The following is a 17,699-nucleotide window of genomic DNA, read 5'->3' as shown; positions in this document are numbered from 1 at the left end:
CACCACCGTATACTTTTGCAAGTACGTTAGTGATTGCTGCAGTTAGAGTTGTTTTACCGTGGTCAACGTGGCCGATTGTACCTACGTTTACGTGCGGTTTTACGCGTTCAAACTTTTCTTTTGCCATGACGAAACCTATAAGTTTTGTGTATCTAGATTACATATAAAAATAATCCACGACGAGTGTGGATTAGAATTATTCAGTCTATTATAAATATTTTTTCGACAATTCAAAGGAAGTATTTGAGAAGATTCTTCGGAGACTGGTGCTGATAGGCAGATTTGAACTGCCGACCTCACCCTTACCAAGGGTGCGCTCTACCAACTGAGCTATATCAGCACGCCAGACGAACTGGAGCGGGCAGCGGGAATCGAACCCGCATCATCAGCTTGGAAGGCTGAGGTAATAGCCATTATACGATGCCCGCTTTAGGAACCTGTTCTTAACTACCTCTAACCGTCAAGAATAAAGTGGTGGAGGGAGCTGGATTCGAACCAGCGAAGGCTGAGCCGTCAGATTTACAGTCTGATCCCTTTGGCCGCTCGGGAACCCCTCCACGTAAAATTCTTTCCTAAAGCATCCTATACAAGATAGGGTAAAAAGATGGTGCCGACTATCCGAGTCGAACGGATGACCTACTGATTACAAGTCAGTTGCTCTACCAACTGAGCTAAGTCGGCACTGCTTTAGTACGGGGCGAGATATTAGAGCAACCATTGACTTGATGCAACAGGAATATGCAAAAAAATTTAAATTTATTGTTCAAACGCTCAGTTTTAAGCCAATCCCATGACATTTTTACAGTTATTGTGGGTTTTTCCACCAAACTGACAGCCCTTTGAATACCAAAAGGTCATCAAAAACCGCTGACGCCATATGATTTTTTATTAACTCGCCATATCCACCTGCACACAATACCAACGCAGACTCATTATTAAGTTGCTGTTTTGCACTATGTACGAGCCCAAGTGTTGCGGCTAACGCACCATTTTTCACCGCCTCTGGTGTATTTTTAGCAAATTCTGCGGCAAAAGGCGTGTTCTCATCACAAAATACCCGCTCTGCACGCGCGGTAATACTGGAAATCATGAGATCGATACCTGGTAAAATCCACCCTCCCATGTGTATCCCATGTGCAGTCACTACATCAACCGTGGTCGCAGTGCCAGAATCAATTACGATAATATCTTGTGTTGGATATAGAGCATGCGCGGCGAGTACCGCAAGCCACCTATCAATTCCCAAATTTTTAAAACTAGGATAGGCGCAAGTTACCCCAGCTCGCCTTGCCGATACTTGTGCTTGCTCTAGCACAAGACCAAACTCAGAGGCACGACTTTCCACCCACTGTAATCCCGCCACCTTACCAACCTGAGAGCAGACAATTGCGGTTAGCTTTTGCCATTCAATATCACTTTCTTTTACAGGACTAATACGGCCTTCATGCTCAAGCGCATATTTAACTGCAGTATTACCTACGTCAATTAGCAGTTTCACGATATCACCTTTCTTAACGAAATTTCACCGCCATAAAAAGCTTTAAGCTCACCATCTTGCCTAAGCAATAAGCCGCCTTGCATATCTATGCCTTCACAGATCCCACGCCATTCTCTTTGTCCTGTACTCAAGGTCACCGCGTCACCTTTAAAGACATTTAGACTATTCCACTCGGTCACCATATCACTCAGTCCAGACTCTTTATATTGCGTAAGACGCTCAGACAAAGAGTGAGTGAGCTGCACCACTAACTGATTTTTATCAATTTGGCCTAAGTGCGTTTGCAGATCTGTCCAAGCTTGGTCGATGTGCTTAGAGGCAGATTCTGGCATACATATATTTAGCCCAATCCCAATCACGAGATGGCAAGGCCCTTCCACCTGCCCTTCTAGCTCAACCAAAATCCCCGCCAGTTTTTGCTGGTTGAGATATATATCGTTTGGCCATTTTAATTCAACGGAAATACCATAAAGGACCTTTAACGCATCATATACCGCAAGTCCTACAGCAATAGATAAGCCCATCGCCGCTTGCATGCCAGCGTCAAACTGCCAGTAATAGCTGTAATAAAGGTTAGCACCAAAGGGCGATTGCCATACTCGACCTCTGCGCCCCCTGCCAGCTTGCTGCATTTCTGCCACCAAGACATGGCCTGAGCCCATATTCTGTTTGTCCTGCAAACGGCGCATTAGCTCGCTATTCGTTGAGTCTATAATTGCTTGATATTCGATTGGACACTCACTTTGAAACTGCTGTTGCCATAGAGTATTCAACTTACTTTGATGAATAAGCGGTAAGCTATAATTGAGTTTATAGCCGCGGCCATTGACTCGAAAAATATCCACGCCCATCTCTTGCAACGCCGCAATATGCTTTGCAATAGCCGCGCGACTAATACCTAATTGCTCACCCAACTCCTGCCCTGAGACAAACTTTCCTTTGTTCAAGGCCGCTAAAATCGTTTGCTTTTTATGATCAGGCTTTTTCATGATATTCCACACTTTGCAACTGACATTCACCATGCTTTGTTATAAGGCGCACTTCATGCTCGAGTAACACAGCAAATTTTTGCCAAACGGTTTGTTGAATATGGCTCACTAACTGTTTTAAATCTTCACCGGTGCTGCCACCGCTATGAACAAGTACTAGTGCTTGTTTCTCATACACACGAATAGCTCCGCGATGGCAACCTTTTAGACCCGCTTTGTCAATCAACCAGCCAGCCGCAAGTTTTACATGGTCATTGTCCACATTAAACGCTGGCATCTCTGGAAATTCACTTTGCAACTGAGCTGCAAACGCCCTATCAACCACTGGGTTTTTAAAAAAACTCCCGGCATTTGCAAGCGTCGCAGGATCGGGCAATTTACTGTTTCGAGTAACTATCACCGCTTCACAAACCTCTTGTGCGGTTGCTGTATCACTCAAGCTTTGTAGAGGGCCATAACTTAGCGTTGGCTGCCAACGTTTAGGCAAAGTCAATGTCACTTCAGTAATAACGAACTTATCTTTTAGGCGGTGTTTAAAGACTGAATCTCGATAGCCAAATTCACACTCTGCATTTGTTAATGTCGTGAAGCGCCGCTCGGCGATATCAAACCCTCTAACGGCGGTGATAAATTGTGATACTTCAACGCCGTAGGCGCCGATATTTTGTACCGGTGCCGCACCAACGGTACCAGGGATCAATGCGAGGTTCTCTAACCCATCAATTCCGTTATCAAGCAGCTTTGTAACGAGCTGGTGCCAGTTTTCTCCAGCTGCGACTGTAACGACATAATCATCATCTTGTTGCTCGATATCGACACCTAAGGTCGCAAGCTTAATAACGGTTCCAGCATAGTCTTCCAGAAAAACGGTATTACTCCCTTCCCCAATTAAAAAGAAAGGACGATTGAAATCGAGCTCAACCAGCGCATGTGGATCTGTGATAACAATAAGGGACTCGCAACCCGACGGCAGCGAAAAAGTGTGATAAGACTGCAAACTAGTCACTGCAGCACCTTGCCAATATTAACTAAACTGGCGCTAGTGTAGCGCATTGCCCTGACTTACGCATTAACGTCATCTTACCCATCATTTTACGTAACCCATCGGCTAATACTGTTTAAATGGTTAGAAATTAGTTATGTTAGCCGTTCTAATTGGGAATATTCTTTTTATAAGAGCAGCATTATGATGAAACTTTCGGCACTTACGCTCAGCCTTGCCATGGCTGGCCTTGTCCACACTGCTGATGTAAACGCAGCCGTTGACCAACACACTTACGCCAATCTTAACGATGTTATTACCACACACTTGCATTTAGACCTAGACGTTGACTTTGAAGATAAGCAGCTAGAAGGTTTTGTTGAACACACGCTAGATTGGCAGAACCGCCAAGCAAGAACACTGGTACTAGATACGCGTGACCTCGAAATCGACAAAGTGATGTATCAAGGTAGAGATGATAAATGGCATACCGCCAAGTTTGATCTTGCCAAGCGCGATGATGTGAAAGGTGCTAAGTTAACTATTCACTTTAAAGAGCAAGCAAAAAAAGCACGGATTTATTACAACAGCTTGCCAGTAGCATCAGGTCTACAGTGGTTAACACCGCAGCAAACCGCAAGTAAATCTCACCCATTTATGTATAGCCAGTCTCAAGCTATTCATGCTCGTAGTTGGATCCCTGTGCAGGATACGCCAGCAATGCGTGTGACTTACTCTGCTCGCGTACATACGCCTAAAGATGTGCGTGCGGTAATGAGTGCGGACAATACCGGCGCATTGATCAAAGATGGCGATTATTGGTTTGATATGCCGCAAGCTATCCCACCATACCTAATTGCAATTGGTGCAGGTAACCTTGAATATAAAGAGATGTCGCACCAAACTGCGATTTTTGCAGAACCGCAAATCCTCGATGCCTCTGTTGCAGAGTTTAACGATACACAAGCGATGATCGACAAAACCAATGCCATGTATGGTGAATACGCTTGGGGTAGATACGACCTGCTCATGTTGCCGCCTAGCTTCCCGTTTGGAGGTATGGAAAATCCACGCCTGTCATTTATCACGCCAACCGTAGTTGCCGGTGACAAAAGTTTAGTAAACCTAATCGCCCATGAGTTAGCGCACTCTTGGTCTGGCAACTTAGTGACCAACGCAACATGGGAAGATCTGTGGCTAAATGAGGGTTTCACCTCTTACGTTGAAAACCGTATTATGGAAGAAGTGTTTGGTCGTGATCGCGCGGTGATGGAGCAAGCACTTGACGCTGCTGGGCTGCGTGCACAACTTAAAACTATCGCCGCTCCTGATACACGCATGAATTTAGAGCTTAATGGCCGCGATCCTGACGATGCATTTAGCTCTGTACCTTACACTAAAGGTCAATTATTCCTTATTTATCTAGAAGAAAAGTTTGGTCGTGACAAGTTCGACAAGTTTGTTAAAACCTACTTTAACACTTTCTCTTTTAAATCTCTGACTACTGATGAATTCGTCGCGTACTTAGACAAACACTTACTACAGCAATATCCTGGTATCGTGAGCTTAGAAAAAGCCAAAGAGTGGATTTATGAGCCAGGCTTGCCAAGCGACGCACCGAACCCAACTTCTGATGCCTTTGAAAAAGTGGATGCGCTAACTCAAGCTTGGTTAAAAGACGAGAAAACACTTGCAGATTTACCGACCGACGCTTGGACAGTACATGAATGGCTGCACTTTATTAATAACTTACCAAGAGATCTCGCCATCGAGCGTATGGAAGCATTGGACAAGGCATTTAAGCTGACGCAATCGACCAACGCTGAACGCGCATTTGCTTGGTATATGCTAGCAGTAGGTAACGGCTATCAAGCTATTTACCCAGACCTTGAAAAGCACCTGGTAAGTATTGGTCGTCGCAAGCTTATTGTGAATTTATACAAGTCACTCATTAAGCATGGTAAACGTGACTGGGCTTACCGTGTTTACCAACAAGCACGTCCGGGATACCACCCGCTTGCTCAAGGCACCATCGACGCTTTGTTTGAATAATACATTTCAAAAACAAAAAGAGCGCCTCTGTGAGCGCTCTTCTCCATTTTAAGTTTAAGTTCAAACTTAAATTACTTGTGATATTGACGGCTAAATTCGTGAACCGCGTTGATGAAAACACCTGCATTTTCAGGGTCAACATCAGGCGTAATACCATGGCCTAAGTTAAACACATGACCATTACCTTCGCCAAAGCCAGCTAATATATGCTGAACTTCTTCACGAATACGCTCATGGGTACCGTGTAGCATTGAAGGATCCATATTACCTTGTAGTGCAACTTTATCGCCTACACGACGTTTTGCATCGGCAATATCAATCGTCCAGTCAAGGCCAACTGCATCACATCCAGTGGCTGCAATCGCTTCAATCCATTGACCGCCGTTCTTCGTGAATAATGTCACAGGTACTTTACGACCGTCATTTTCACGAATAAGACCGTCTACAATTTTATGCATATATTGTAGTGAAAACTCTTTGTAGTCACGCGGGCTTAATACTCCACCCCAAGAGTCGAAGATCATTAGCGACTGAGCACCCGCTTTTACTTGCGCATTTAGGTAGTCGATAACCGAATCAGCCACTTTATCTAGCAGTAGGTGTAGTGTCTGCGGCTCCGCAAACGCCATCTTTTTAATCTTACCGAATGTTTTGCTGCTACCGCCTTCAATCATGTAAGTCGCTAGTGTCCATGGTGAGCCTGAGAAACCAATAAGTGGTACTTCACCTTTAAGCTCACGACGAATTGTGCTCACCGCATTCATTACATAACCAAGCTCATCGGTTGGATCCAATTTAGGTAGCTTTTTAACATCGTCTAACGATTGGATAGGACGCTCAAACTTTGGACCTTCACCGGTTTCAAAGTAAAGTCCAAGTCCCATTGCATCTGGAATAGTCAAAATATCGCTAAACAGAATCGCCGCATCTAGTGGATAACGACGAAGCGGCTGTAATGTCACTTCACATGCCAGCTCTGCATTTTTACAAAGGCTCATAAAGTCACCAGCTTGTGCTCTGGTGGCACGATACTCTGGTAGATAACGACCAGCTTGGCGCATCATCCATACTGGTGTGACGTCAACTGGTTGTTTTAATAGCGCTCGTAAATAACGATCGTTTTTTAATTCGCTCATAGCGTCTCTATTCCAATACTTAAATTCAATTGTGCGGATTGTATCACTAAGTGCACATGGGCACTATCTAAACTATCCTTGCCAGCGCCTCGTCATGATCTAGATTAAACCTCACTTTATTAGGAACAAATTCATAAGCTTGTGTAAAAGTTACCGAAACAAGCAATTAAACTGTTTGCAACACGATTAAAAGGTTGGTATAAAATTACCGCGTTAGAAAAATAACAACAAAACACCTTCAATTAGAAAAATAACAACATTACGCAACAAGCTAAACTGCTATTTTGAACCACCTTGAGTTTCTCTCGGTGGTTTTTTTATTTTTATCCTCCTGAATTTGTTAACATTCCCGATAATCAAACCAATAATCTTTTGATCTTTTTACGCTTTTACAGAAAAAATTGGTTGACCTTTTGCCCCGTTTCCCTTTCCATAGGGGTAGGTAACCCGCTTAAGGAGAATCACTATGCTTTCGCAGTTAGAACAAGCCCAACAGAAATGGGGAGGTAGCCATAGTGTTATTGATGCATGGTTAGCAGAGCGTCAGGAACTATTGGTTTTATATTATAAAGTTGCAGGATGCTCACCAACTCGAAATGGTAAAGCACTTCCTGAGCAAGTTGACATTCAGTCATTCTGCCAGATTTTGATGGACTACCTTTCAGCTGGTCATTTTGAAATTTATGACAACATTGTTGAGGCCTGCCAAGAAAAAGGCCCTGAAAGCGCAAAATTAGCTCAGTCACTGTACCCTCGGATCACAGATACGACTGATACCGCACTTGATTTCAACGACAAATACGCTGAAGTAAATCAAGAAACGCAAGAATTAGCAGACTTCGATAACGACTTGTCTGTATTAGGTGAAACGCTTGAGTTACGCTTCCAATTGGAAGACGAACTGATCGATAACCTTTATTCTAATCACACTGAATAGTCTAAATTTGCGGGCACCAAAATATAAAAAAAGGTGAGATAGCTATCTCACCTTTTTCTTTACGGACACTGCCAAATTATTCAGCAGCTTCTTCAGCTTCGTCTTCGATACCTAGCAGTTCAACTTCAAATACCAGTGTTGAGTTAGCTGGAATTTTACCAAGGTTACGAGTGCCGTATGCAAGCTCCGCAGGAATAGTAAACTTATACTTAGCGCCAGTGTTCATTAACTGTAGACCTTCAGTCCAACCTGCAATAACTTGATTTAGGTTGAAAGTAGCAGGTTCATTACGTGCGTAAGAGCTATCGAACTCAGAGCCATCTAGCAATGTACCTTTATAATGTACTGTCACCTTGTCTGTTGCGACTGGCTTTTTACCGTCGCCTTCGCTTAGCACTTCATACTGAAGACCTGACTCAGTCACCTGAACACCTTCTTTCTTCGCGTTCTCAGCTAGGTACTTATCGCCTTCTTCTTTATTTTTCTTCGCGTCAGCTTCAACTTTAGCAGCTTGCTTTTCACGAACAGAAGAATCTAGTGAAGTGAGTACTTCACGGATTTTTGCTTCATCTAGCTTAGCTTCACCAGCCAATGCGTCTTTAAAACCACGCATTAATAACTCTTGATCAAGTTCAATGCCTAGCTCTTTTTTATCCGCTAAGTCTTTTTGCAAGAAGTTACCAACTGAAGCACCGATACCGTATGCTTGCTGTTGCACCTCTGTATCTAGCTTAACTTCAGCAGGCTTCTGCTCTTCTGCTTTTTTATTACACGCTACTAGTGCTAACACTGAAGCAGCAACGAGTGACAGTTTAATCGTCTGTTTCATTCTCAACTCTCCGACAGTCCCTACTATCAAAACACCAATGCTCGCGCAAGAGAGCTTGATATGCGGTGCCATTGTTAATTTTATATTAATAAGAAAAGGTGCTAGCCACATTAACATTCTCTAATCAGAATGCCAATATGCATTTGCTTGCCATTATCGCGTAACGACATTACGCTTTTAATACGCTAATATCAAAATAATATCTTGTTTTTAGTGCCTTTAGTCTACCTGTGATAGACTTCGGAGTTAAGGAGGATTTACCTAACTTATGGTCAAACTCGTCAACATTAAGTGGACAAGCCTCCTCTTTGCATGCGCGATGCTCAGTTGCTTCACCTTAACCGGCTGTGGCCCTGACACTTCAAAAGCCGTTATGACCGTGGAACATGCCAGCAGAGGCGCATTTTCTGCAGCAATCTCTACGGACGGTCACTACAGCCTTGTTTCTTCCATAGAGCATGGGGCCGTACTTTGGGATAATCAAGAGCAAGGCCTCAAATTTCAATGGCGTCACTCCGATGTCCCCGATGATCTCATTCACTCACTGGCTTTAGCTAATGACAACTCCACGGCCGTCACTGCCACTGATAAGACTTTCGCCATCTGGAGCATCGAAAGCGGTCAAAACCTAGGATATTTTGAGATCGAGTCTGGCACTATTCGAGATATCGCAATTAGCAATGCGGGCCGATATTTACTCTATGCCCGCAGTGATAACGTTGTCGTTCACCTCGACTTAGAGAGTGGAAGGCGGATAGAGTTCCTTGGACATCAAGAAAATATCAATTCTATTGCCATGTCTCCCAATGGTCACTTTGCCTTAACCGGAGGCAACGACTATACCGCTTACTTTTGGGATACTAGAACGGGGCAAGTGATCCACCGCTTTAACCACCCAAGTCGCGTGACCAAAGTTGCATTAGATGACCAAGGAAGATTTGCTTTTACCGCAGATAGCATGAAAAAAGCGAGCATTTGGCAATTAACTTCTGGTGATCTCAAAGCACAATTACAGTATATTGCTCGCCAGAAAATTTTCAGTGCAGTGCGCTTTAATCAAGACGCAACGCTCTTGGCTACCGGCTCACCTAACCGCGAGCTTATTTTATGGCAAGTGAGTGATGGTGAACGATTGCAAACTTGGCGTGTGCAACCCCGAGAAGGCAGCCGCCCTAAGTCTGCGGTTGTATTTGACGTTGCTTTTCAAGACCAGGACACTGCATTGTTAACCGAAAGTTCCAGCGGACTACTGGAAAAATTTGCGCAGGTGAAAAAGCCATGAATGAAATCGAAAACAGAATTACTGAGCTTGAGGCTAAGCTTGCCTTTCAAGAAGATACAATCGAAACCTTAAATGAAGAGCTAAAGGCACATCAGCAGCGCTTGGCTAAAATGCAACGACAAATTGAGCTATTGGCAGAGAAAATGAAAGAAGGCCGGGATCCGGGTTTAATGCCTCAACATCAAGAGCCACCACCACCGCACTACTAACAGACTAATTGACTAATTGAAAACCGGGGTGATCACTCACTCCGGTTTGAACACCCCTATGACTTGCTCAAACTGGCGTGTGGAAACCTGTACCGCGTCTTTCGGCTGTGACATTACGTGGCCACACTCAACACATTCAACTTTTTCAACATCATGCTCTTTGTAGAGCATCATTACGTCGATTTTTTGGCATTCTGGACAACTTGCCCCTGCAATAAAACGCTTCTTAACTTTCAACTCTACACCTCTAATGAACACCGAGTTTAAGGTTTGTCATTTTATCCTAATTTTATTTGTCATGATACGCTTGGAGTAAGGGATTGGATCCATGCTATGATGCGCGCAATTTAGACAGACTTTTAGAATTATGATCCAACTTTCTGATATCGAGCTACTTCGTGGCAGTAAAACACTGCTAAAACAAGCAAATGCAACGCTTTATCCACAACATAAGGCGGGCCTAGTCGGTGCCAATGGCTGTGGTAAATCATCTCTCTTTGCGCTGCTAAAAGGTGAGCTGCAACTCGATTCAGGTGATTTTTCTATTCCAAAAGATTGGTCTATTGCATCAGTAAAACAAGAAACCCCAGCACTCTCCATTAGCGCCCTCGAGTATGTACTACAGGGACACCCTGAATACTATGTATTGAGAACGCAGCTACAACAAGCGGAGCGGGACGGTGATGGTGAACTACAAGCAAAAGCACACCAACAGCTAGAGAACATCAAAGGGTATAGTATTGAAGCCAAAGCGGGTGAACTACTCCATGGCCTTGGTTTTAGCAATGAACAGATTGAGTTTGCCGTTAGCGACTTTTCTGGTGGCTGGCGCATGCGCTTGAACCTTGCGCAAGCGCTGATCCGCGATGCCGATTTATTGCTTCTGGATGAGCCAACCAATCACTTGGACTTGGACGCGGTTTATTGGCTAGAACGCTTTTTGCGCGCCTATCAGGGTACATTAGTGCTTATTTCTCACGACCGCGAATTTTTAGATGCAGTTGTTGGCGAGATTTGGCATATCGACCAACAGCAGATCAACGTCTATAAAGGTCACTATTCTCAGTTTGAACGTCAAAAAGCAGAGCGCATGGCACAGCACCAAGCGCTTTACGAGAAGCAACAAGAAACGATTGCACATTTAGAGAAGTTTATTACCCGCTTTAAAGCGAAAGCGAGTAAAGCAAAACAAGCGCAAAGTCGAGTGAAGGCCCTTGAACGCATGGAAATGCTCGCGCCCGCTCATGCAGATTCACCATTTAATTTTGAATTTGCAGATCCAACGAGCTTGCCTAATCCATTGATGACACTAGAGCAAGCCAAAGCGGGCTATGGTGACGTTACCATTTTGCATGACATCAAGCTTAATCTGGTCCCAGGTAGCCGTATTGCGTTACTTGGCCGTAACGGTGCTGGTAAATCGACCCTAATCAAGTTACTTGCCGGCGATTTAACCCCACAAGCTGGTGAAGTGTTTCTACACCAAGGATTAAATGTAGGCTATTTTGCTCAGCATCAGCTTGAGTCTCTCGATCTTGAGGCCAGTGCGGTTACCCATATTCAACGTTTAGACCCTAAAGTACCAGAGCAGCTTATTCGTGATTTCTTGGGCGGTTTTGCTTTTCATGGTGATAAGGCCCTCGAACCCGTTGCGCCGTTTTCTGGTGGCGAAAAAGCACGACTCGTACTTGCGATGCTGGTGTATCAAAAGCCGAACCTGCTGTTACTCGATGAGCCGACCAACCACCTAGATTTAGAAATGCGACACGCACTTGTGATGGCCTTGCAAGGTTTTGAGGGTGCAATGGTCACGGTTTCCCACGATCGCCACATGCTGAAAAATACCGCTGACGAGTACTATTTAGTTGATAATGGAACCGTTTCTCAGTTCGGCTATGACTTAGATGCCTATTACCAATGGCTTATGAATGCCAATAAAGAGCAAGCGAAACCAAGTGGATCAGAGGCTGAACCAAAGCAAAACTCTAATGCCAATCGTAAAGAGCAAAAGCGTCTTGAAGCCGAATTCAGAAAAACCATTCAACCGTTGAAAAAGTCGATTGAAAAACTCGAAAAACAGCTCGACAAACTCACTGAGCAAGCAGATGAAATTGAGCAAGCTTTGGCTGACAACAGTCTATACACGGACGAGAACAAGGCAAAATTAAGTGACTTACTGGCAAGACAAGCCAAAATAACCCCAGAGCTTAATGACACAGAAGAAAACTTATTAATGGCATTGGAAGAGTTAGAAGAAAAGCAAAATCATTTCGATGAGACTGGAGAGATATGCTAAGTCGTGAAGACTTTTGGCAATTTGCCTGTGAGTTCTACAGCCGCCCGCAAATGCAATCGCGGCTGCTGAATTTGCAAGATGCTGCAGGCAAAAATATCAACCTGTGCCTGTTACTTTGTTACCTAGACACTTTAGCACTGACGATTACCCCCGACACCCTAACCGCACTGGTAAAGACTGCTAAGCAATTTGACCAAGCGGTGCTACAACCCCAACGCGCGATCCGCCATACCCTAAAAACACATCATCAAGACTACCAAGACTATAAAAAGTTACGAGCTGCGATGCTGACTGCAGAGCTTGAGCTTGAAAAGCGCCAACAAGTGCTATTGTTGGAAACATTAAAGCGCTTTTCGTTTGCGCCACTGCAATCATGTAGCAATGTGCTGCTCTATTTGAGTCAGAGTGAGTACGACGCTTTATTCAATACGGCTGACTTCTAAGCCATTAAATAAATATAAGCCCTGATATTTACCCAACTTAGATATAAAACCTGATCGAGATCAAGCCTTTGCCTAGGTTTAATTTCACTCAGGATTGAAACTTGATCTTGATCATATCAAGCCCCTCAGACCTCCACTACTATTTACTCATCGACAAATTAGGAGGCACAGCCATGAACGTATTCTTTAGAGACTTTTTTTCCGACCCTGTGTTGTTTCTGTCTTTTGGCTTTTTAGGGATTGTAATTTTGCTGTGCTGTTATTACGTCTATTTTTTCATTAAAAAAGTCATGGACGCTGAAGTACCTAACGAACAATAGAACAGATTTAAATGTATTACCTTGGGGCGATTGAAGAATAAGTAGTAGAAGATCGGCTCGACGTAGTTCCCCAACTTGCAGAATTAAGCACGACGCACAAAGCACCTTATCAGTTTACTGGTCGGGTGCTTTTTATTTGCTTAACCCTCAACTGATAATACGTTAAACTGGCTAAAACGTGTTTTGCAACTGGATAGCTTCCTTTCTTTGCTTTGCGAGCAACCGTCAAAAAGACGCAGTTTCTATTATGAATCAAGCCATGAAAACAATAACAGCCGATAATTACGAATTTAAGCCCGCTTGGTGGATGCGCAACCGCCATGCCCAAACCATACTTCCGCGATTCTTTAGGCCTAGATTACAGGTGCCCGTCGACTATGAAACACTAGACACACCAGACGATGACTTTTTAGAACTTGCATGGGCAAAACACGGCGATAAATCGGCACCTTTGGTTGTGGTATTACATGGGCTAGAAGGCAATATCAACAGCTTTTATGCAAAAGGCCTATTAAAAGCGTTGGTACACCATGGTTTTGATGCCGTACTGATGCACTTTCGCAACTGCTCACGTGAAGTGAATCGCCAAGCTAGGGCTTATCATAGCGGCGAAACCTCAGATCTTGGCTTTTTTATAGACACGCTAAAAGCCCGTTTTCCTAAACGGCCATTATTTGCGGTTGGCTTCTCGCTCGGCGGTAATGTACTTGCCAAATACTTGGGAGAAACCAAATCGCAAAGCGGTCTTGAAGCTGGTGTTGTCGTCTCAGCGCCTTATCACCTTTCTTCCTCTTGTCAGGTGATCAGAAAGAGCTGTTTTAAGCTCTATCAAAAATACTTGCTAGACAGGATGAAGAAATCTTTTTCACGTAAGCTAGACACCATCCAGTCGCAAATTAGGATAGACAAGCCTGCCCTTTATGCCATTGATGACCTTTGGCAATTTGACGATAAGATAACGGCACCGCTGCATGGTTTTAACGGCGCGGAAGACTATTACGCACAAGCAAGTTCGCAGCCCTACTTAACCCAGATCACGACACCAACACTCCTGATCCACGCCGAAGATGACCCCATGCTATCATCACAAGCCGTGCCTACAGCCGCTCAGGTTAACTCACCGGTGACGCTCGCAGTGAGTCCCCACGGTGGTCACGTAGGGTTTATTTCGGGAAGTAACCCCCTTAAACCTAGGTTTTGGCTAGAAAGCGTTATTCCACAATATTTACAGCAAATTTATAGTAAGGCTAAGTAGTATGCTCATTCCCTATCAACAACTTCCGCAAGAGACGCTAGACAATCTTATTGAGCACTATGTGCTGCGAGAAGGAACAGACTATGGCGATACCGAGGTCAGCACCGAGAGCAAAGTCGCGCAAGTGAAAGCACAGCTAAAATCCGGAGAAGCGCTGATCGTTTTCTCAGAATTACATGAATCTGTGAATATTGTTAGCAAACAACAATTTCAAGCAATGCAAGCACAGGAAGATTACGAGTATTAAAAAACCTTCAGCTTTCTTTGTATTTAGCGCTAATCGTAAACAGTTGTCGAAGTGACAGGAGTTGTTACAATCAAATTTCTATAACTATAAAGGAAAGGCAATTTTATGAAGCTCGGCACTGCTCTTTGCGCCCTAGCGCTGGCTGTTTCTAGCGCTTATGCAACTGAATACAAAGCCTCTGAGCGCGCAGTTAAACTCGCTCACGATAACATCCTAATTGATACACACATCGACGTTCCATATCGCATCCAAAGTAAATGGGATGATGTTAGCCAAGCAACCGAAGGCGGTGATTTTGATTACCCTCGCGCGATAAAAGGCGGTCTTAATGCGCCATTTATGTCTATTTATATTCCTGCTAATTTAGAATTTGAAGGTAAAGGTAAAAGCTATCAACTCGCCAATCAACTGATTGACGGTATGGAAGCCTTAGCACATCGCGCACCAGATAAATTTGCAATGGCTTACAATACCGACGACATTTATGCGCAATTTGACAGTGGTATTATGTCTATCGCGATGGGCATGGAAAATGGCTCGCCCATTGAAGGTGAGATGAAAAACCTTAAGCATTTTTATGACCGTGGCGTACGCTATATCACCTTAGCACACTCGCAAAGCAACCATATTTCTGACTCTTCTTATGATGTACGCCGCAAATGGAAAGGCTTAAGCCCATTTGGTAAAGAGCTTGTGGTTGAAATGAACAAAATTGGTATGCTCATTGATGTATCACATATTTCCGATGACGCCTTTTATCAGGTTATGGACATTTCAAAAGTACCGGTCGTTGCTTCACATTCATCCCTGCGCAAATACACCCCAGGATTCGAGCGCAATATGGATGACAAAATGCTCAAAGCCTTGGCAAAAAATGGCGGCGTGATCCAAATTAACTTTGGCTCGAGCTTTGTGACGGCAAAAGCTGGAGCTTGGTATGACAAGCGTGACGAAGCACAAAAAGAAGCCAAAGACAAAGATCGCACCGATTTTAGAGCGGCGTTTAGAGCAAAAAATCCGTTTCCATTTGCCACACTTGATCAAGTGCTAGATCACATTGACCACGTCGTTAAGTTGATAGGGATAGATCACGTAGGAATTGGTTCAGATTACGATGGTGTGGGTGACTCACTACCGGTTGGCCTGAAAGACGTGTCAACGTATCCAAATCTTGTGCAAGGTCTCTTGGATAGAGGTTACAGCGACGCTGATATCAAAAAGATTTTAGGTGGCAATACCCTGCGCGTGTGGAAACAAGCTGAGGCTTACGCAAAGAAGTTCGCTAAATAACCTCAGGTTAAATAACTGTTCAAACCACTGATTTATAAGGTGTGCCGCACGGCATACCTTACAAGACCTTAGACTTTAAACTGAGATAATTCATTCACCAATTTACTGGTGACTCGCAGCACATCATCCGAAATTTGGTGCGTTTCTCCAGACAACCGCTCGCCGTCCAATGTTTTGTCATTTAAATCAGTTAAATTACTGCTAACCTCAGTAGATACTGCATTTTGCTGCTGAGTCGCATGAGCGGTTTGCTCTGAAAGCTCAGTCACTTTCACCGCACTTTGTGCAATTAACTCCAATAGCTCCGTTGCCTTCGTAAAACTTTCTACTGCAACATCAACATACTGCTTACCATCTTCAATGGTCTTTTGTGAGTCCTCTACGCTATGGGAGAATGCTTCCAACATCTTCTGAATATCATTAGTGCTGTCTTGTGTTCGAGTGGCCAGTGACCTAACCTCGTCAGCTACCACTGCAAATCCACGACCTTGTTCGCCTGCTCTTGCCGCTTCTATTGCCGCGTTGAGCGCTAATAAATTGGTTTGCTCAGCGATCCCGCGAATAACATCAAGCACTTGCGTAATGTTTTCAGAGTTTTTTTGTAAAGCTAACGAACTGGAGAGTGCCGCTTCCATATTATCAGCAAGATGAGTGATTTTTTGTTTTGAATCAGCCAACACCGTTTTACCTTGTGCTGCGTAGCGATGTGAAGCTTCAGCTTCTTTCAATGAGTTTTCTGCCACCGACGAGACTTCTTGACTTGAGTGACTTAGCTGATTCACCGCGCTAACAATGGTATGTGATGACTTACCAAGCGAGTCGATTAAGTCATGGCACTGTGTGGCATAATGACTGAGTTTTGACGACAAACTCGACAGCTCGCCACCATCTTTCACAAGTGCTGTAACCATCGCCTGTAAACTCTCGAGAAAATGATTAAAGTTTAGCGATAGCTTTGCAAACTCATCATTTCCTTTGATTTCAATGCGACCAGTTAAGTCTCCGTCTCCAGAGGCGATTTCAGAGATCCTATCTGACACAAAGTTTATCTGCTTTGCTAGCTGACGAGGGATTCGATAAGCAATCCAACAAGCAATACCAAGTAGGAGCAAGGCACCAACACCAAGACCCCACTTTATCTGAGTAACCTCAGCAACGACTAACGCGCGACTTGCAGCAGATTTTCCATCGGCTAATTCACCGGCTTTATCAAGCACATCACGAACTGCACCAAATAACTTAGCCGACTCAGTTTGAAGCGCTTTATCTGTCGGGGTTTTAATACTCGCCACCGTCACGCGATACCAACTTTGAAAGTCCGCGTCAAAAGTTGCAAAACTACCCAGCTCACTCTGGTGGAGTGACATAAACTGAAGATACTTTTGATAGCGCTGTTTCACCTGCTCGGCGTTTTCTTCAAAATCCGCCCGCTTATCTTCACCAGCTAATAATTTGAGGTAGGCTTCTTGAGCTTGATAAAAGTCTCTATCCGCATTGAGTACCACTGACACGGCTTTTAAATAGTTTTCAGTTTGGATCTCAAGTGCCGATTGCACTTTATTGAGCAACACCGAAAAACCAAAAAACACAAATAGCAACACGATCGTCAACATAGCCGTAGGCAACGAACTTTTGACTCGAATACTATGTAAATCCATCTTCATACACCTCAAACAAGAGATAGTAAAAGCCTAGACCATATAAAGATTTATAGACAAATAATCTTCACCCATTCAAAAGAAAACAAAATAATTACATTTCATTATTTGTTTTACAACAACACTTCTTTGTATTATTTTTAAACAGATCACGCTATCGGTTTCGTGATAACAAACTTAATAAATCTATAAAAAGGATATTGAAAATGAAAATAAAGCTCCAAAAAAAGCAGCTAAAAAAACTCACTCAAGATAACAAACTACCTCAGGAAGCAA

The 17,699-nt window shown here is 43.8% G+C and carries 18 protein-coding genes and 4 tRNA genes; 10 read left to right on the top strand and 12 right to left on the bottom strand.

Annotated elements, in window-relative coordinates; all coding sequences use genetic code 11:
- From L3V43_RS22375 to murB, 8 genes are all read right to left on the bottom strand, one after another.
- Positions 1–127, bottom strand: a 127-nt coding sequence (locus tag L3V43_RS22375; protein ID WP_033023824.1) for a GTP-binding protein, incomplete at its 3' end; no start/stop codon positions are given.
- A 137-nt stretch (positions 128–264) separates the two neighbouring features.
- Positions 265–340, bottom strand: a tRNA-Thr gene (locus L3V43_RS22370).
- Positions 341–353: 13 nt separating this feature from the next.
- Positions 354–428: transfer RNA gene (locus L3V43_RS22365), tRNA-Gly, on the bottom strand.
- Positions 429–472: 44 nt separating this feature from the next.
- Positions 473–557, bottom strand: a tRNA-Tyr gene (locus tag L3V43_RS22360).
- A gap of 48 nt (positions 558–605) precedes the next feature.
- A tRNA-Thr gene (locus L3V43_RS22355) sits at positions 606–681 on the bottom strand.
- 124 nt (positions 682–805) lie between these two features.
- The gene (locus L3V43_RS22350; protein WP_102055890.1) at positions 806–1,498 is read right to left on the bottom strand and encodes a type III pantothenate kinase; all 693 of its coding nucleotides are present in this window, start codon (positions 1,496–1,498) and stop codon (positions 806–808) included.
- Positions 1,495–2,487: a bifunctional biotin--[acetyl-CoA-carboxylase] ligase/biotin operon repressor BirA gene (gene birA / locus L3V43_RS22345; protein WP_237117397.1), complete on the bottom strand. Its 993-nt coding sequence runs from the start codon at positions 2,485–2,487 to the stop codon at positions 1,495–1,497. The genes L3V43_RS22350 and birA overlap by 4 nt, the downstream gene beginning before the upstream one ends.
- The gene (murB, locus tag L3V43_RS22340) at positions 2,474–3,493 is read right to left on the bottom strand and encodes a UDP-N-acetylmuramate dehydrogenase (protein ID WP_237117398.1); all 1,020 of its coding nucleotides are present in this window, start codon (positions 3,491–3,493) and stop codon (positions 2,474–2,476) included. The genes birA and murB overlap by 14 nt, the downstream gene beginning before the upstream one ends.
- A gap of 183 nt (positions 3,494–3,676) precedes the next feature.
- Between murB and L3V43_RS22335 the strand changes: the two genes are divergently transcribed.
- Entirely contained in the window at positions 3,677–5,521 is a 1,845-nt protein-coding gene (locus L3V43_RS22335) for a M1 family metallopeptidase (protein WP_211868959.1), read from the top strand.
- 71 nt (positions 5,522–5,592) lie between these two features.
- Here the strand turns inward: L3V43_RS22335 and hemE are convergent, their stop codons facing one another.
- A complete protein-coding gene (gene hemE / locus L3V43_RS22330) occupies positions 5,593–6,657 on the bottom strand; it encodes a uroporphyrinogen decarboxylase (protein ID WP_010374544.1) in 1,065 nt (354 codons plus the stop codon).
- 466 nt (positions 6,658–7,123) lie between these two features.
- Between hemE and L3V43_RS22325 the strand changes: the two genes are divergently transcribed.
- Entirely contained in the window at positions 7,124–7,594 is a 471-nt protein-coding gene (locus L3V43_RS22325) for an Rsd/AlgQ family anti-sigma factor (RefSeq protein WP_010607921.1), read from the top strand.
- Positions 7,595–7,670: 76 nt separating this feature from the next.
- On the opposite strand, the gene fkpA is transcribed toward L3V43_RS22325, so the two are convergent.
- Complete coding sequence (fkpA, locus tag L3V43_RS22320) at positions 7,671–8,423, bottom strand: FKBP-type peptidyl-prolyl cis-trans isomerase (RefSeq protein ID WP_026001096.1); 753 nt, start codon at positions 8,421–8,423, stop codon at positions 7,671–7,673.
- A 268-nt stretch (positions 8,424–8,691) separates the two neighbouring features.
- On the opposite strand from fkpA, the gene L3V43_RS22315 reads away from it, so the two are divergent.
- Together L3V43_RS22315 and L3V43_RS22310 are read left to right on the top strand one after the other, a co-directional pair.
- Positions 8,692–9,705, top strand: coding sequence for a hypothetical protein (locus L3V43_RS22315; protein ID WP_010607919.1), 1,014 nt, complete (start codon positions 8,692–8,694; stop codon positions 9,703–9,705).
- Positions 9,702–9,914, top strand: a complete 213-nt coding sequence (locus L3V43_RS22310) for a SlyX family protein (protein ID WP_010374533.1) — start codon at positions 9,702–9,704, stop codon at positions 9,912–9,914. Before L3V43_RS22315 ends, L3V43_RS22310 begins: the two co-directional genes overlap by 4 nt.
- A gap of 36 nt (positions 9,915–9,950) precedes the next feature.
- Here the strand turns inward: L3V43_RS22310 and L3V43_RS22305 are convergent, their stop codons facing one another.
- Complete coding sequence (locus tag L3V43_RS22305) at positions 9,951–10,151, bottom strand: YheV family putative zinc ribbon protein (protein WP_237117399.1); 201 nt, start codon at positions 10,149–10,151, stop codon at positions 9,951–9,953.
- A 130-nt stretch (positions 10,152–10,281) separates the two neighbouring features.
- On the opposite strand from L3V43_RS22305, the gene L3V43_RS22300 reads away from it, so the two are divergent.
- From L3V43_RS22300 to L3V43_RS22275, 6 genes are all read left to right on the top strand, one after another.
- Complete coding sequence (locus L3V43_RS22300; RefSeq protein WP_237117400.1) at positions 10,282–12,210, top strand: ATP-binding cassette domain-containing protein; 1,929 nt, start codon at positions 10,282–10,284, stop codon at positions 12,208–12,210.
- On the top strand, positions 12,204–12,653 hold the full coding sequence (locus L3V43_RS22295; protein WP_102055885.1) for a TIGR02444 family protein: 450 nt from the start codon (positions 12,204–12,206) through the stop codon (positions 12,651–12,653). Before L3V43_RS22300 ends, L3V43_RS22295 begins: the two co-directional genes overlap by 7 nt.
- Positions 12,654–12,826: 173 nt before the next feature.
- Positions 12,827–12,973 (top strand): hypothetical protein, encoded by a 147-nt coding sequence (locus tag L3V43_RS22290; protein WP_010374526.1) that lies wholly within the window; start codon positions 12,827–12,829, stop codon positions 12,971–12,973.
- A 247-nt stretch (positions 12,974–13,220) separates the two neighbouring features.
- On the top strand, positions 13,221–14,228 hold the full coding sequence (locus L3V43_RS22285; protein WP_010607915.1) for a hydrolase: 1,008 nt from the start codon (positions 13,221–13,223) through the stop codon (positions 14,226–14,228).
- A gap of 1 nt (position 14,229) precedes the next feature.
- A complete protein-coding gene (locus L3V43_RS22280; protein ID WP_010607914.1) occupies positions 14,230–14,475 on the top strand; it encodes a YheU family protein in 246 nt (81 codons plus the stop codon).
- 105 nt (positions 14,476–14,580) lie between these two features.
- Complete coding sequence (locus L3V43_RS22275) at positions 14,581–15,765, top strand: dipeptidase (RefSeq protein WP_102055884.1); 1,185 nt, start codon at positions 14,581–14,583, stop codon at positions 15,763–15,765.
- Between the two features lie 68 nt (positions 15,766–15,833).
- On the opposite strand, the gene L3V43_RS22270 is transcribed toward L3V43_RS22275, so the two are convergent.
- Positions 15,834–17,423 carry a methyl-accepting chemotaxis protein gene (locus L3V43_RS22270; protein ID WP_102055883.1) on the bottom strand — a complete coding sequence of 530 codons (1,590 nt, stop codon included), beginning with the start codon at positions 17,421–17,423 and terminating at the stop codon, positions 15,834–15,836.
- Positions 17,424–17,699 lie beyond the last annotated feature (276 nt).

This window comes from Pseudoalteromonas sp. L23, assembly GCF_021728455.1.
Taxonomy (GTDB): domain Bacteria; phylum Pseudomonadota; class Gammaproteobacteria; order Enterobacterales; family Alteromonadaceae; genus Pseudoalteromonas.
The sequence above is the reverse complement of the archived record's forward strand: the minus strand, read 5'-3'. Positions and strand labels throughout refer to the sequence as shown.

Coding starts and splice junctions, on each gene's coding strand:
- L3V43_RS22295 (WP_102055885.1), top strand. CDS start 12,204: ATGCTAAGTCGTGAAGACTTTTGGCAATTTGCCTGTGAGTTCTACAGC.
- L3V43_RS22285 (WP_010607915.1), top strand. CDS start 13,221: ATGAATCAAGCCATGAAAACAATAACAGCCGATAATTACGAATTTAAG.
- birA (WP_237117397.1), bottom strand. CDS start 2,487: ATGAAAAAGCCTGATCATAAAAAGCAAACGATTTTAGCGGCCTTGAAC.
- L3V43_RS22310 (WP_010374533.1), top strand. CDS start 9,702: ATGAATGAAATCGAAAACAGAATTACTGAGCTTGAGGCTAAGCTTGCC.
- hemE (WP_010374544.1), bottom strand. CDS start 6,657: ATGAGCGAATTAAAAAACGATCGTTATTTACGAGCGCTATTAAAACAA.
- L3V43_RS22280 (WP_010607914.1), top strand. CDS start 14,230: ATGCTCATTCCCTATCAACAACTTCCGCAAGAGACGCTAGACAATCTT.
- L3V43_RS22275 (WP_102055884.1), top strand. CDS start 14,581: ATGAAGCTCGGCACTGCTCTTTGCGCCCTAGCGCTGGCTGTTTCTAGC.
- fkpA (WP_026001096.1), bottom strand. CDS start 8,423: ATGAAACAGACGATTAAACTGTCACTCGTTGCTGCTTCAGTGTTAGCA.
- L3V43_RS22300 (WP_237117400.1), top strand. CDS start 10,282: ATGATCCAACTTTCTGATATCGAGCTACTTCGTGGCAGTAAAACACTG.
- L3V43_RS22335 (WP_211868959.1), top strand. CDS start 3,677: ATGAAACTTTCGGCACTTACGCTCAGCCTTGCCATGGCTGGCCTTGTC.
- L3V43_RS22270 (WP_102055883.1), bottom strand. CDS start 17,423: ATGGATTTACATAGTATTCGAGTCAAAAGTTCGTTGCCTACGGCTATG.
- L3V43_RS22290 (WP_010374526.1), top strand. CDS start 12,827: ATGAACGTATTCTTTAGAGACTTTTTTTCCGACCCTGTGTTGTTTCTG.
- L3V43_RS22325 (WP_010607921.1), top strand. CDS start 7,124: ATGCTTTCGCAGTTAGAACAAGCCCAACAGAAATGGGGAGGTAGCCAT.
- L3V43_RS22315 (WP_010607919.1), top strand. CDS start 8,692: ATGGTCAAACTCGTCAACATTAAGTGGACAAGCCTCCTCTTTGCATGC.